The organism is Bacteroides sp. QWL-09, assembly GCF_058683585.1.
This window is the reverse complement of record NZ_CM178748.1, coordinates 2,684,067-2,700,266: the sequence shown is the minus strand read 5'-3', so window position 1 is coordinate 2,700,266 and position 16,200 is coordinate 2,684,067. Positions and strand designations below refer to the sequence as shown.

At 43.1% G+C, this 16,200-nt stretch carries 11 protein-coding genes; 4 read left to right on the top strand and 7 right to left on the bottom strand.

Annotated elements, in window-relative coordinates; translation table 11 throughout:
• Positions 1-9: 9 nt before the first annotated feature.
• The 4 genes from AC4PG5_RS10715 to upp form a co-directional block, all read right to left on the bottom strand.
• Complete coding sequence (locus tag AC4PG5_RS10715) at positions 10-1,371, bottom strand: TIGR00341 family protein (RefSeq protein ID WP_492028878.1); 1,362 nt, start codon at positions 1,369-1,371, stop codon at positions 10-12.
• Between the two features lie 2 nt (positions 1,372-1,373).
• The gene (locus tag AC4PG5_RS10710) at positions 1,374-2,870 is read right to left on the bottom strand and encodes an oligosaccharide flippase family protein (RefSeq protein ID WP_492028877.1); all 1,497 of its coding nucleotides are present in this window, start codon (positions 2,868-2,870) and stop codon (positions 1,374-1,376) included.
• 25 nt (positions 2,871-2,895) lie between these two features.
• Entirely contained in the window at positions 2,896-3,927 is a 1,032-nt protein-coding gene (gene ruvB / locus AC4PG5_RS10705; RefSeq protein ID WP_492028876.1) for a Holliday junction branch migration DNA helicase RuvB, read from the bottom strand.
• A 199-nt stretch (positions 3,928-4,126) separates the two neighbouring features.
• Positions 4,127-4,780 carry a uracil phosphoribosyltransferase gene (gene upp / locus AC4PG5_RS10700; RefSeq protein ID WP_492028875.1) on the bottom strand — a complete coding sequence of 218 codons (654 nt, stop codon included), beginning with the start codon at positions 4,778-4,780 and terminating at the stop codon, positions 4,127-4,129.
• 322 nt (positions 4,781-5,102) lie between these two features.
• On the opposite strand from upp, the gene pckA reads away from it, so the two are divergent.
• On the top strand, positions 5,103-6,710 hold the full coding sequence (gene pckA / locus AC4PG5_RS10695) for a phosphoenolpyruvate carboxykinase (ATP) (protein ID WP_492028874.1): 1,608 nt from the start codon (positions 5,103-5,105) through the stop codon (positions 6,708-6,710).
• A 269-nt stretch (positions 6,711-6,979) separates the two neighbouring features.
• Positions 6,980-9,463 (top strand): glycoside hydrolase family 95 protein, encoded by a 2,484-nt coding sequence (locus tag AC4PG5_RS10690; RefSeq protein ID WP_492028873.1) that lies wholly within the window; start codon positions 6,980-6,982, stop codon positions 9,461-9,463.
• Positions 9,464-9,549: 86 nt separating this feature from the next.
• Here the strand turns inward: AC4PG5_RS10690 and typA are convergent, their stop codons facing one another.
• Positions 9,550-11,349 carry a translational GTPase TypA gene (gene typA, locus AC4PG5_RS10685; RefSeq protein WP_492028872.1) on the bottom strand — a complete coding sequence of 600 codons (1,800 nt, stop codon included), beginning with the start codon at positions 11,347-11,349 and terminating at the stop codon, positions 9,550-9,552.
• Positions 11,350-11,500: 151 nt separating this feature from the next.
• Here typA and rpsO point away from each other — a divergent pair, with 151 nt between their 5' ends.
• Entirely contained in the window at positions 11,501-11,770 is a 270-nt protein-coding gene (gene rpsO / locus AC4PG5_RS10680; protein ID WP_492028871.1) for a 30S ribosomal protein S15, read from the top strand.
• Between the two features lie 80 nt (positions 11,771-11,850).
• Here rpsO and AC4PG5_RS10675 read toward each other — a convergent pair whose 3' ends face one another.
• Positions 11,851-12,327, bottom strand: coding sequence for a Dps family protein (locus tag AC4PG5_RS10675; RefSeq protein ID WP_492028870.1), 477 nt, complete (start codon positions 12,325-12,327; stop codon positions 11,851-11,853).
• Positions 12,328-12,615: 288 nt separating this feature from the next.
• Between AC4PG5_RS10675 and AC4PG5_RS10670 the strand changes: the two genes are divergently transcribed.
• A complete protein-coding gene (locus AC4PG5_RS10670; protein WP_492028869.1) occupies positions 12,616-14,685 on the top strand; it encodes an acetate--CoA ligase family protein in 2,070 nt (689 codons plus the stop codon).
• A gap of 187 nt (positions 14,686-14,872) precedes the next feature.
• Here AC4PG5_RS10670 and AC4PG5_RS10665 read toward each other — a convergent pair whose 3' ends face one another.
• The gene (locus tag AC4PG5_RS10665; RefSeq protein WP_492028868.1) at positions 14,873-15,700 is read right to left on the bottom strand and encodes a hypothetical protein; all 828 of its coding nucleotides are present in this window, start codon (positions 15,698-15,700) and stop codon (positions 14,873-14,875) included.
• Positions 15,701-16,200: the final 500 nt, after the last annotated feature.

Sequence of the window (16,200 nt, the reverse complement as noted above, 5' to 3'; positions counted from 1 at the left end):
GTGTGTCTGTTATTCGGTCAACAATTTAATGTTCTCTTGTCCTGTTCGGGCCTTAAGCCACTCTGCTATTTTTGCTTTTTCTTCCTCGCTAGGCTGCTGGCTAAACTTTAATAAAGCAATCGTTAAGGTATCGACTTGTTCCGAATCAACTTGCTTCTGAATAGCTTGAGAGATAGATACTGAAGTCACACTTGGATAAAGAACTTTCAGTTCCGGACTGATCTTCACTCCAATCTCATCATAAGACTTATAAACCTTAAGATCATTTTCCAACTTCGTGATTTTAGTCTGCTGCTCTTGCAAGCGTAACTCACTGTTCTTATAGAAGTCCTCCATCACCATCGCTCGGATAGAAGAAACATCCGTTGCAGCATTATTCACACCTTGTAGAACAACTAAATTAGTTTCCCCAAGACTATAATCTTTCATCTTATCTTTCGCTATAGCAATCGACTCTTTGGGAACATCCGCTCCAATCAGAACCACACGAATCTCTTTAGGTTTAGAAGAACTATTAATACTTCGATCGACCACCTGAGCATGTTCAAAATGCAACTCTTTATTGATAAACTTATTCGCAGCACTCTCATAGAAACTCTTTTGAATAATGCCAACAGTCAGATAAATAGCCGGACACATCGTACCAACAACAATCAAGATCAGGTATCGTCTGACTTTACGTTCACGCTCTTTATCCAAGAACTGTTTACGTTCAAAATGCATTCCACGCACACCAAGGAAAGTCGCCAAGGAGATAAACACCGAGTTAATAAAATAGAGATAGAAAGCCCCAAGAAAATAGACCAAGTTACCTGTAGCGAGACCATATCCGGCCGTACAGAGCGGAGGCATCAAAGCAGTCGCAATGGCCACCCCGGGAATCACATTCCCCTTTTCCTTGGTAGACAAAGCAATCACTCCGGCCAATCCACCAAGAAGTGCTATAAAGACGTCATATATCGTTGGAGAAGTGCGAGCTAAAAGCTCCGATTGAGCCTCAGCGATCGGAGTAATCAAAAAATAGACTGTTGCTGTTGCCACACTAAATGCCGTTGTAATCAGAAAACTCTTCAGAGAGCGTTTCATCAACTCAAAGTCATTCAATCCAACCGAAAGTCCCACTCCCATGATCGGGCCCATAAGTGGAGAGATCAACATGGCACCAATAATAACAGCAGTCGAATTAACATTCAACCCAAGAGAAGCCATGAAAATAGCTAAAATCAGAATCCATAAATTAGCCCCTTTAAATTCCACTCCTTTGCGAATGGAATCGACAGTTGCCAACTCGTTATCTTTATCTTTACGAAGATCAAGATACTCTCTTATAAACTTTCTGACAATAAACTGTGTTTGACGTTCTGTATTCATAACTATTCTTTTTTAATAAACCGATGAATCAAAGCTTTTTTCACAAATAGAAAATCACTATTTATAAGATAACAAACAAACAGCCCTAAAAGTAAGGTTCGGAAAGCTAAACGCCAAACAATTGACTCAATATGTACACCTTGAGCTATAAAATAAAGTACAACTGTGGTTAATACATAACCACCGATCTTTTTCAAATCATAATGGATAGGGTATTTTTTCTGTCCGATGACATAAGATAATAGCGTAATGACAGCATATCCTGCCACCGAAGCCCATGCCGAAGCGACATAACCATAAGTGGGGACTAACCAAACATTCATCATCACAATAATCGCACAACCCACAAGCGAGAAATACGCACCCCAGCGGGTCTCATCGGTTAGCTTATACCAAAAAGAAAGGTTAAAATAAATACCTTTAAAGATCTCTGCACCCATCACTATAGCCACCACGCTTAAGCCCTCCCAATATTCGCGATTAACCAGATAACGGAGAATATCAAGATAGAACATGATTGCAAGAAAGGCCAAGAGCGAGAAGATCAAGAAATATTTCATTGCATCGGCATACATCGCCCGATGATCACCCTCCTTATTCTTACCAAACACAAAAGGCTCGTAAGCATATCGAAAAGCCTGAGTAAACATCGCCATAACCATTGCGATCTTACTTGTAGCACTATATATTCCCAACTGAACCAAACCTTCTTGTCGATCGGTAAACAAAAACGGATAGATCATCTTATCAACAGATTGGTTCAAAACCCCAACCAAACCCAAAATAAGAATAGGAAAAGAGTAAGTGATCATCTGCTTCATCAGTCGTTTGTCAACACGATAAGCAAATCCCTTGAGTTCCGGAATAAAGAAGAACAGTTGAATGACCGAAGTGACCACATTAATCGCAAAAATATAGCCCACCAAATATTGGGGATCATAGAACCAAGAAACGCTTCCGGGCCAATGTGCTTCTAACCACGGACAAACGAGTAAGAAGAATAAGTTTAGACCAATATTAAGAGAAATAGAGAACAACTTGATTCCCGCAAACTTCATTGGCCGCTTCTTGTAGCGCAAAAAAGCAAACGGAATACTTAAAAAAGAATCTAGAGCGATCACAATCACAATCATCCCAACAAACTCCGGATGAGCATCATAATCGAGCCAACCCGCCAAAGGATGCAAAAAGGCCAGACATAAGACCAGAAACGCCAATGAAAGCCCCCCCACATAGATCAAGGCATTAGCGTACACTTTCATCGGTTCCTCGTCCGACTTATTCGCAAAACGGAAAAAGCCGGTTTCCATTCCAAAAGTTAGGAACACGAGCATGAGTGCGGTAAACGCATACATATTCGAGACCACCCCATATTGGCCTGAAGCTACTGGTAGAACCGCCGTATGCAAGGGCACCAATAAATAATTCAGAAATTTCCCAATGATGCTGCTCAATCCATAAACAGCCGTATCTTTTGCTAGCGATTTTAGTCCAGCCATAACAATCTTCTATTTATATACAATATTAGTCTTCAAACAACATTTTCTGGCTACGGTATAGATTCCGCCCCAGGTGTTTGTAAGCCAATTCAGTTACCTCACGTCCACGAGGAGTACGCTTCAGAAAACCTTCTTTAATTAAGAAGGGTTCATAAACTTCTTCAATGGTTCCAGGATCCTCACCCAAGGCTGTTGCAATAGTCGTCAGTCCCACCGGTCCACCATTAAATTTATCAATAATGGTACATAAGATTTTATTATCGACCTCATCCAATCCGTATTGGTCGATATTCAAAGCCTCCAATCCAAATCTTGCAATCTCCGTATCAATGCGTCCCGAACCTTTGACTTGAGCAAAGTCGCGCACACGACGCAACAAAGCATTCGCAATACGCGGGGTACCACGACTACGCGACGCAATTTCACCTGCCGCATCACTCAAACACGGCACATCCAAAATCGAAGCAGAGCGACGGATAATACCATTAAGCACATCATCGTCATAATATTCAAGATGGAGATTGATACCAAAGCGCGCACGCAACGGAGCTGTTAGCAACCCGCTACGTGTAGTCGCTCCCACCAAAGTAAACGGATTCAGGTCGATTTGAATACTTCTCGCCGAAGGACCTTTATCGATCATAATATCGATCCGATAATCCTCCATGGCCGAATAAAGATATTCCTCTACAATAGGCGATAAACGATGGATCTCATCAATAAACAAGACATCATTAGGTTCCAGGCTGGTCAATACCCCGGCTAAATCACCCGGTTTATCGAGTACCGGACCTGAAGTTATTTTAAAGCCAACTCCTAATTCGTTGGCAATAATATTCGAAAGCGTTGTTTTTCCTAATCCGGGAGGTCCATGCAATAACACATGGTCGAGAGCCTCCCCACGTAACCGCGCAGCTTTAACAAAGATACGCAAATTGTCGACCACTTTGTCTTGCCCACTAAAGTCGTCAAAGCTTAGTGGTCGAAGTGCATTCTCAAAATCACGTTCTTTTGGGGTTGGACGGTAATCTCTTATATTAAAATCTTCTTGTTCCATTGATCATTAGAATAGGTTACAAAGATAACGATTTGACCTAATCTGTCACTAAAATTGGCATAAAATAACAATGAGGGCCGTTCACCTCAAACCGATCTTCCGATAAGTTATGCTATGAACAAAGGGCGGCATAAAAAAAACGTCCCTAATGCATTTGTAAAAACACATCAGAAACGTCTCATATCTGAAATAAAACTTATTATTCTTTTTCGCCGTAAGCTAAATCACCGGCATCACCCAATCCAGGTACAATGTACGAATGTTCATTGATTTCAGGATCAATAGCCGCACACCAAATAGTCGTACGATCTTCAGGGAAAATGCTCATGATATGTTCCACAGCCTGACGACTAGCAATAATAGCAGCCACATGAATCTCTTTAGGATGCCCTTTAGTCAACATTGCTTGGTAACTCAATTCCATACTTCCTCCGGTCGCCAACATCGGATCGGTAATAATCAGAGTTTTATCATCGATACGCGGTGAAGCAATATATTCAATATGTATATCAAATTTAAGCGTATCCTTATATTTACGGTAAGCAGACACAAACGCGTTCTCCGCTTGGTCGAAATAGCTAAGAAATCCTTGATGAAAAGGAAGGCCGGCACGCAAGATTGTACTAATCACCAATTGATCGTCGGGTGTGCTAACCGGCGCAATGCCTAGAGGCGTTTGAATCTCTTTAATTGAATATTGAAGGGTCTTACTCATCTCGTAAGCCATAATTTCTCCGATACGCTCAATATTACGACGAAAACGTAAGCGATCGTTCTGAACATGAACATTTCTTATCTCTGATACGTACTGATTTAAAATAGAGTTTGTTTGACTGAAATCAATTACTTTCATTTTTTAGAATTTTGTTGTTAAGTGTAATGTGCTAAACCTTATTAAAGAGGTATTTGTTTCTTTTTAGTGGTCTGTACGCACACGATTCCAGGCTACAAAGGTAATTGATTATCTTCAAATTGCAATATTCAGTTGGCAGATTTTGTTATCGATTTATAAAAGGATATAGATTAAAGAAAAATTTCTCTAATAACTTCTTTCTTTTCAAAGAAAGTATTACTTTTGTGACAGAATAGATCGATAAAAACAGATCTACTGTCTTTTTTAAGGTAACAAGAGATTATTATTTGACATACCAATTTTTAATTAATTTCAAAAGAAAATGGCAAATTTAGATTTAAGCAAGTACGGTATTACCGATGTGAAGGAAGTTTTCCACAATCCTTCTTACGATGTATTGTTCGCTGAAGAAACAAAAGCTGGTTTAGAAGGCTTTGAAAAAGGTCAGGTGACAGAATTAGGTGCAATGAACGTAATGACAGGTGTTTACACAGGTCGTTCACCTAAGGATAAATTCTTCGTGAAAGATGCTACAAGTGAAAATACAGTTTGGTGGACTTCTGAAGAATACAAAAACGATAACAAACCAGTAGACGAAAAATGCTGGAAAGCTGTTAAAGAATTAGCAACAAAAGAACTTTCTAACAAAAGATTGTATGTTGTTGATGCTTTCTGTGGTGCTAACGAACACACTCGCTTGAAATTACGCTTTATCATGGAAGTAGCTTGGCAAGCACACTTCGTAACTAACATGTTCATCCGTCCTACAGCTGAGGAATTAGCTAGCTTTGGCGAACCTGACTTTGTTATTATGAATGCTTCTAAAGCAAAAGTTGAAAACTACAAAGAATTAGGTTTGAACTCTGAAACAGCAGTTGTATTCAACTTGACTGAAAAGATTCAAGTCATCTTGAACACATGGTACGGTGGTGAAATGAAGAAAGGTATGTTCTCTTACATGAACTACTTACTTCCATTGCGCGGTATCGCTTCTATGCACTGTTCTGCTAACACAGATATGGAAGGTAATAGCTCTGCTATCTTCTTCGGTTTGTCTGGTACAGGAAAAACTACTTTGTCTACAGACCCAAAACGTTTATTGATCGGTGACGACGAGCACGGATGGGATGACGAAGGTGTATTCAACTACGAAGGTGGTTGCTACGCAAAAGTTATCAACTTGGACAAAGAAAGCGAACCAGATATCTTCAACGCAATCAAACGTGACGCTCTTCTTGAGAACGTAACTGTTGATGCAGAAGGTAAGATCGATTTCAGCGATAAGAGCGTAACAGAAAACACTCGTGTTTCTTATCCGATCTACCACATCGAAAACATCGTGAAACCAGTTTCTAAAGGTCCTCACGCTAAACAAGTTATCTTCTTGTCTGCTGACGCATTCGGTGTATTGCCTCCAGTATCTATCTTGAACGCAGAGCAAGCTCAATACTACTTCTTGTCTGGATTTACAGCTAAATTGGCTGGTACAGAACGTGGTATCACAGAGCCAACTCCAACATTCTCTGCTTGTTTCGGTGCTGCTTTCTTGTCATTGCACCCAACTAAATACGCAGAAGAATTGGTTAAGAAGATGCAAAAAGTTGGCGCTAAGGCTTACTTAGTAAACACAGGATGGAATGGTTCTGGCAAACGTATCTCTATCAAAGATACTCGTGGTATCATCGACGCTATCCTTGATGGTTCTATCGACAGCGCTCCTACAAAAACTATCCCTTACTTTGACTTCGTTGTTCCTACAGCTCTTCCAGGTGTACACGCTGAGATCCTTGATCCACGCGACACTTACGCTGATGCTACTCAATGGGAAGAAAAAGCAAAAGATTTGGCTGGACGTTTCGTTAAGAACTTCGCTAAATTTACAGGTAACGAAGCTGGTAAAGCTTTGGTTGCTGCTGGTCCGAAATTGTAATTTCAGAACATCAGATATTCTTCAAAAGGCTGCCGAAATTCGGCAGCCTTTTTTTATTTCCCTCTGCCTATTACCACAAAAGACATTCATTCGGCCTGATTGTTCCGAAAGGAATCAAGAATGAATCTTCTTCAAATTTCTTCTTTCACCGAAAAAGAACTATTTTTGACCGACATATATTGCCAAAAAGCACGGATATTCCTATCCAATAAACCATGACTCACAATTTATAAACAAATTCTTTATTGTTAACTCATAACTCTCAACACATGAAGAAGCACGGTCTATTCATAGGGGCACTATTATTCAGCATCGCCTCTTGGGCTCAAAGTCCCGAACCATCACAGCCGCTGACCATCTGGTCGGATACTCCCAACACCCTACACGGACATTCTGTCTGGAAACTCGCCCCGTCGAATGAATGGGGAACAAACCACAAACCGACGTATGCAGGCTCAAAAAGCACTAAAAACCCCGATCCAGAATGGGAAACCCAATCCTATCCTATCGGCAATGGAAGCATTGGCGCCAACATTATGGGCTCCGTTGCTGCAGAACGCATCACATTCAATGAAAAGACACTCTGGCGAGGCGGCCCAAACACCGCCAAAGGAGCCGATTATTATTGGAATGTCAACAAACAGTCGGCTCATCTCTTGCCAGAGATCCGCCAAGCCTTTGCCGACGGAGATTTGAAAAAAGCCGAGCAGCTCACCCGAAAAAATTTCAACAGTGTAGTGCCCTACGAACCTTATGCCGAAGCCCCTTTCCGTTTTGGCAACTTCTCAACCATGGGCGAATTCTGTATTGAGACCACCCTCAATGAAGTCGGCTTATCGGATTACCAAAGAGCTTTATCCCTTGACTCGGCACTGGTGACGGTCAACTTCATTAAAGATGCCGTACACTATCGCCGGGAGTTCTTCACCTCCTATCCCGATAACGTCATGGTAGTCCGCTTCACAGCCGATAAAGCTCAAAAGCAAAATCTGATCTTCCGTTATTTCCCCAATCCGATTTCTACCGGACAGTTTTCAGCAGATGGGCACCAAGGCCTAGTCTATAAAGCCCACCTCGACAACAACCAGATGGCATGGACCGTACGCATTCAAGCCATCCATCAAGGGGGAGAATTGATCAACACCGGCGATCGATTAGAGATCAAGAATGCTGATGAGGTGGTTTTTCTGGTTACTGCCGATACCGACTATAAGATAAACTTCAATCCCAACTTTGCCGATCCCAAGACTTATGTCGGTGTAGATCCCAATGAAACCACATCCCAATGGATGACCCACGCCAAGCAACTAGGGTACAAGCAACTTTTAGCTCATCACTACAACGATTATTCGACTCTTTTCAATCGCGTGCAACTCCAGCTTGCTTCACCGGAGGAGAACGAGGAACTCTCCACCGCCGAACGCTTGCGAAGATACCGAGCCGGCAAAGCCGATCCTTACTTAGAAACCCTATACTATCAGTTCGGACGTTACCTACTCATCGCCTCTTCACGGCCAGGCAACCTACCGGCCAACTTACAAGGCATTTGGCACAACAACGTCGACGGTCCTTGGCGTGTGGATTATCATAACAACATCAATGTACAGATGAACTATTGGCCCTCTTGTACCACCAACCTACCGGAATGCATGCTTCCACTGATCGACTACATCCGCACCTTAGTAAAACCGGGTGAACGCACGGCAAAAGCTTATTTTGGAGCACGCGGATGGACCGCTTCTATCTCTTCCAATATTTTTGGCTTCACCGCCCCACTCATCAGTGAAGATATGTCGTGGAACCTCAACCCGATGGCAGGCCCGTGGTTGGCCACACACCTCTGGGAATATTATGACTATACCCGCGACCACACCTTTCTCAAAGAAGTAGGCTACGATCTCATTCGAAGCAGCGCCCGCTTTGCAATAGACTACCTCTGGCACAAGCCCGACGGGAGCTATACCGCTGCTCCATCTACCTCACCCGAGCACGGTCCTATCGATGAAGGAGCGACCTTTGTACATGCAGTGATCCGTGAGATCCTACAATGCGCCATCAGTGCCAGCAAAACCTTGAACGTCGACGCCAAAGAACGAAAAGAATGGCATCACGTGCTTGCTCATCTAAAGCCTTATCAGATCGGGCGATACGGACAATTGATGGAATGGTCGACCGACATTGATGATCCGAAAGATCAACATCGTCATGTCAACCACCTTTTCGGACTACATCCCGGATCGAGCATCTCCCCCATCACGACACCCGAACTCTCAGAAGCCTCGCGCGTTGTACTCGAGCATCGTGGCGATGGGGCAACCGGATGGAGCATGGGATGGAAACTCAACCAATGGGCTCGTCTTCAAGACGGCAATCACGCCTATAAGCTCTACGGTAATCTTCTCAAGAATGGCACAGTCGACAATCTTTGGGACACCCATCCCCCTTTCCAGATCGACGGGAATTTCGGAGGAACAGCAGGAGTCACCGAGATGTTATTGCAAAGTCACATGGGCTTCATTCAGCTCTTACCCGCCCTCCCGGAGGCTTGGAGCAAAGGCTCGGTCAGCGGTCTATGTGCCCGTGGCAACTTTGAAGTCAGCATGCAGTGGGAAAACGGCACCCTCGTTCGCGCCACCATCACTTCCCACTCCGGCGGCCCCTGTCAGCTTCACTATGCCGACAAAACCCTCACCCTGAAAACTGTGAAAGGCAAAACCTATACTGTTGATGGCCATTTAAACCGCCTTCCTTAAATGACGCCCCTTACCGGGCAACCGAATCCAATAAAAAAAGGCTATCCACTTGTGGATAGCCTTTTCTATCTATTCAATAGAATACTTTAGTTCTTATTGGCACGTTTACGTTCCGTCTCATCCAAAATCACCTTACGCATACGCATTGATTTCGGTGTAACCTCAACATATTCATCCTCCTTGATATATTCCAATGCTTCTTCCAAAGAGAACTGCACCGGCGGGATCAAACGTACTTTATCATCCGAACCGGAAGCACGCATATTCGTCAATTTCTTCGATTTTGTGACATTAACCACCAAGTCATTATCGTGTGAATGTTCACCAACCACCTGACCGGCATAGACCTCGTCTTGTGGGAAAACAAAGAATCGTCCACGATCCTGAAGCTTGTCAATCGCATAAGCAAACGCTGTACCGCTCTCCATCGCAATGATCGAACCATTTGTACGACGTTCGATATCTCCCTTAAACGGTTGATATTCTTTAAAGCGGTGTGCCATGATAGCCTCACCCGCAGATGCCGTCAACACGTTCGTACGCAAACCGATAATACCACGAGAAGGCATGTTAAATTCAAGATTGATACGCTCACCCGTATTCTCCATCATCACCATCTCCCCTTTACGACGAGTTACCATGTCGATGATCTTACTAGAATACTCTTCAGGTACATTGATCGTCAATTCTTCGATCGGTTCACATTTCACGCCATCGATCTCCTTATAAATAACCTGAGGCTGACCAACCTGAAGTTCGTAACCCTCACGTCTCATCGTCTCGATCAATACCGATAAGTGAAGGACACCACGACCTGAAACGATCCATTTGCCATCCTCTTCACTCTTTCTCACGCGAAGCGCCAAGTTCTTATCCAATTCTTTCTCCAAACGATCGTGAATGTGGCGTGAAGTCACAAACTTACCATCTTTACCAAAGAAAGGCGAGTCATTGATTGCAAAAAGCATACTCATTGTTGGCTCATCGATTGCAATTGGCGGAAGTGCTTCAGGATTTTCAAAGTCACAAACCGTATCTCCAATTTCAAAATTCTCAATACCAACCAACGCACAGATATCACCCGACGAGACTTGAGACGTTTTTGCACGACCCAAACCTTCGAATACGTGAATTTCCTTCACCTTTGTACGACTGATGCTACCATCACGTTTCGACAACGACACATTCATACCTTCTTTCAATGTACCACGATGTACACGACCGATCGCAATACGTCCGGTATAAGAAGAATAATCTAAAGAAGTAATCAACATCTGTGGGGTACCATCCAATTGTACCGGAGCAGGAATGTTCTCAAGGATACAATCCAATAACGGCGTAATGCTATCAGTGGGTTGTTGCCAGTCTGTGCTCATCCAGCCATTCTTAGCCGAACCATAGATGGTTGGGAAATCAAGCTGCTCTTCAGTAGCATCAAGGCTAAACATCAAATCGAAAACCATTTCATGTACCTCATCCGGACGACAATTCGGTTTATCTACCTTATTAACGACCACGATCGGTTTCAATCCAATTTCCAACGCCTTTTGAAGTACAAAACGAGTCTGTGGCATCGGACCTTCAAAAGCGTCCACCAACAAGATACAGCCATCAGCCATATTCAAAACGCGTTCCACTTCACCTCCAAAGTCACTGTGGCCCGGAGTGTCAATAATGTTAATCTTTGTCTCCTTATAGTTAATAGATACATTTTTGGAAAGAATCGTGATTCCACGCTCGCGCTCCAAATCGTTATTATCTAGAATGAGTTCACCACTGTTTTGGTTGCTGCGGAAAAGATTACCCGCTAAAAGCATCTTGTCAACCAATGTTGTTTTCCCATGGTCCACATGGGCAATGATTGCAATGTTTCGAATGTTTTGCATATAATACCTACTTATTTGGCTGCAAAGTTACTAAAATTGAATTAGAAATAACTGGTAATAAGCTTTTTTTTATTCTAAACGATTGCGAGTTAGCGAAATAATACATATCTTTGCAGCCTCATAGAGTATTTATATTAAAAATCTAAGAATTATGTATTTAGATTCAGCTAAAAAAGAAGAAATCTTTGGCAAGTACGGAAAGTCTAACACTGATACTGGCTCACCTGAGGCGCAGATAGCATTGTTTTCATACCGTATTTCTCACCTGACTGAGCACATGAAGCTCAACAGAAAAGATTATAGCACAGAAAGAGCTTTGACAATGTTAGTAGGTAAACGTCGTCGTTTACTTGACTATTTGATGGCAAACGATATCACAAGATACCGTGCTATCATCAAAGAACTTGGTTTACGTAAATAAGCCAATCTCTGCTAAGAAACCCAAAAGAGGATCTCGACCAACGAGACCCTCTTTTTTTATTCCCTAACCCGTCTTCCTCTTTATCGGCTATTAAAAGCAGTAAGCATCCAAACGAGTTTCTCTTGTTCCTTCAGATAGTCGCTCATCAGAGCCACGGTCACCTCATCACCCGCTTCGGAAGCCAGCGACAACACCTCCCGTTCTTTTGCAATCAAGTGAGCTAAAGTCTCCAGCACTTGAGCCAAAGCCTCATCCCCCCGAGTCACCAATCCCGCTTCACGGATCGACGCCAGCTTAAGATACTCACTAAACCGACTCGAAGGCACTCCACCCAAAGTCAAGATGCGCTCAGCCACCTCATCAATCTGATCGGCCACTCCATCATACATTTTCTCGAACTGACTGTGAAGCACAAAGAAGTCCGCCCCTTTTATATTCCAATGGAAACCCCGGAGGTTGGTATAATAAATCTGGAAGTCAGCCAACAACTGTTGCAACGACACCACCACACGTCCCACTTGTGACTCCTCGAGTCGAATAAAATCTAATGTTTTCATATTCATCTGTTTTTAGTTTATTAAATCATTTCTTTCTTGTGATACAAAAGTAGCCGAATGAAAAGACTCGTCCAACAGATAAATTCTATCCCATGATAAGATTTTTCAATCTATCCGCCCCCTCCCGTTCCACGCCCCGCCCCGGTAAAAACCGACAGACAAACAGAGATAAGTATCAAAAAGTCAAATAAATAGTCGGCATCACCTTAAAATATCGACCGATTCCTTTCTTTTGTCTTTAATAAAAAATATATTTGTATCCAAAACCTTTTAAATAAAATCAGATCCATGATAACACAACAGTTATTACGTCCTCAAAGCATTGTGGTTGTCGGAGCATCGAACAACACCCACAAACCGGGCGGAGCCATTCTAAGAAACCTTATCAACGGAGGGTTCTCCGGAAAACTCTATGCCGTCAACCCTAAAGAGACCGAAGTACAAGGTATAAAAGCTTATCCCAACGTGACCGATCTCCCCGAAACCGACTTAGCCATTCTCGCTATACCGGCCGAGATGTGTCCGGATGCCGTTGAAACCCTAGCCGCTCAAAAGCAGACACGAGGATTCATCATCCTCTCGGCAGGATTTGGAGAAGAGACCCATGCCGGCGCTTTACTCGAAGACCGCATCTTAGAGACGGTCAACACCTATCAAGCCTCCCTCATCGGTCCCAACTGCATTGGTTTGATGAACACGTGGCATCATAGCGTATTCACCCAACCCATTCCAAACTTGAACCCTAAGGGTGTTGACCTCATTTCAAGTTCGGGAGCCACCGCCGTATTCATCCTAGAATCGGCCGTCACCAAAGGCCTACAATTCAACTCCGTGTGGTCGGTCGGCAATGCCAAACAGATTGGCGTAGAAGATGTCCTCCAACACATGGATGAAACCTATAACCCCGAAGTCGACTCCTCGATCAAACTCCTCTATATTGAAAGCATCGCCGACCCCGACCGCTTATTGGCGCACGCCTCATCGTTGATCCGAAAAGGATGTCGCATCGCAGCCATTAAAGCCGGCAGTTCAGAAAGTGGCAGCCGTGCCGCCTCTTCGCATACCGGCGCCATAGCCAGCTCAGACTCGGCTGTAGAAGCCCTCTTCCGAAAAGCCGGCATCGTACGTTGCTTCTCCAGAGAAGAACTAACTACCGTTGGCTGCATTTTCACCCTTCCGGCACTCAACGGTAAAAACTTTGCGATTGTCACCCATGCCGGTGGCCCCGGAGTGATGCTCACCGATGCCCTTTCAAAAGGAGGGTTGAGCGTACCTAAACTAGACGGCCCCTTGAGCAACGAGCTCAAAGAGAAACTCTATCCCGGTGCTTCAGTAGCCAATCCGATCGACATCCTAGCCACAGGTACCCCCGAACATCTCGGAATAGCCATCGACTATTGCGAAGAGAAGTTCGATCATATCGACGCCATCATGGTCATCTTCGGCACCCCCGGTCTAGTCACCGTGTTCGATGCTTACGAAGTGCTCCATCAAAAGATGCTAACCTGCAAAAAGCCGATCTTCCCCATCCTCCCCTCCATACACACGGCAGGAGAAGAAGTTGCCGGTTTCTTAAAGAAAGGACACGTCAACTTTGCCGATGAAGTCACCCTAGGAACCGCTCTAACGCATATCCTAAACACACCCAAACCGGCTAGCAATCAGATTGAACTTCAAGGTGTCGACATCCCACGCATTCGTCGCATCATCGACGCCATCCCCGAAGACGGCTACATCGAACCGCACTATGTCAATGCCCTATTAAATGCCGCAGGCATCACCGTTGTGGACGAGTTCGTCTCCAACAATAAAGACGAAGTCCTCGCCTTTGCCCGTCGTTGCGGCTTCCCCGTCGTTGCGAAAGTCGTCGGTCCCGTACACAAGTCGGATGTTGGCGGTGTCGTTCTAAACATCAAAGAAGAGAAGCACCTCGCCCTAGAGTTCGACCGGATGATGAACATTCCCGATGCGACCTCCATCATGGTACAACCCATGTTAAAAGGTACTGAGCTGTTCATCGGCGCCAAATATGAAGAGAAATTCGGTCACATCGTATTTTGCGGATTAGGCGGTATCTTTGTTGAAGTCCTGAAAGACGTCTCTTCCGGATTAGCTCCTCTGACCTATTCCGAATCAGACTCGATGATCCGTTCGCTACGCGCTTATAAGATTATAAAAGGTACGCGCGGACAAAAAGGAATCAACGAAAGCAAGTTTTCCGAGACTATTGTCCGCCTATCCACCCTATTGCGCTTCGCAACAGAGATCAAGGAGATGGACATCAACCCATTGCTCGGGACAGAAAAATCGGTTGTTGCCGTCGATGCACGCATCAGGATTGAGAAGAAGAAAGACTAATTCTTTCTCACGACATATAGGAAGATAAATTCTTGACTATCAAGGGGAGGCATCAGTTGACGCCTCCCCTTACATTTTATAAAATTAAATCAAGAATATTTCACTCTAACAATCGACAAAAGAAGAATGTCTATCATAACAGTGGATAGATGCATTAAGCTAAGTCTTTAGATAAGTTATCCTCACTTTATTCAATAATATAATCACCAAAAATATCTTTCTTAATGGTTTTAGAGTGACCTCTATCGTCCTTAATAACATAGTTGCCAAAAGCATCCTCCTCAACCGTTTGACGATTACCTCTTTCGTCCTCAATAATAGTATTACCGAAAATATCCTTCTTGATGGTTTGGCGGTTACCCCTTTCGTCCTCAATAATAGTATTACCGAAAATATCTTTCTTTACTTTCCGACGATTCCCCCTATTATCCTCAACAACCGTATTACCAAAGATATCTGTCTTGATGGTTTTACGATTACCTCTATCATCCTCAATAACCGTATTACCAAAGATATCTGTCTTGATGGTTTTACGATTACCTCTATCATCCTCAATAACCGTATTGCCGAAAATGTCTTTCTTAATGGTTTTACGATTACCTCTATCATCCTCAACAACCGTATTACCAAAAATATCTGTCTTGATGGTTTGGCGGTTACCTCTTTTGTCCTTAAGAACTATATTACCAAAAATATCCTCCTCAACCGTTTGGCAGTTGCCTTTATCATCTTCAATAACTATATCACCAAAAATGTCTTTCTTGATGGTTTTACGATTGCCATTACTATCGTCAATAATAACCTTGGACAAGACATCCACATTCAAAGAGTCTACGTTCTCATCATTCTTTTGAGGAATAGCTCTTTCGAATGTTCCCTCTTCAATACCCCTCTTCTCCCAGTTGGAATTATAAAAGCAGTTATTATCTCCAACAGTAACCATTCCATAACATTTTACAAACTGAGGAGTTATAAGAAATTGTGACGCTAAAAGAATAAATAAAACATTTTTCATGACTTTCATTTTTTGTTTACCTCAAAAGTAAGTCAGAAAAAACATAACAGATAAGTATATTCTATATCAATCGATAGGGGAATCCCTAAACGGGTCAAATTATCATTTAACTTGTCTATAAAGCATGATCTTTTTATGCATATGAGAAAATAATTACACATCTCAAGTAAATATAACATTCGTGTCTATCTAAATAGCCTTCAATTAAATGTACAGTTTTCAAGAGCACACAAAATCCCTTATTCCGTCTACCTTTTTAGGAATAAGGAGAGAGAAGAGTCTACAAAATCAGGAATAAGAAAAGCAATGCCCACAAAAGGTTTATTTTTTTCATCTATGAAAAAGACAAGAGACACGCCGTCAGAAGAATGACCTAAACTGCAATAGGCTTTTATCAATCAGAGAAAAAAAGTTATCACAAAGCGAAACTCACAGTTGCACCCTACGACAATCTAGTGCCACACTGTAAATCTTTTTGTTTCATGCGGTGAAGCCGACAG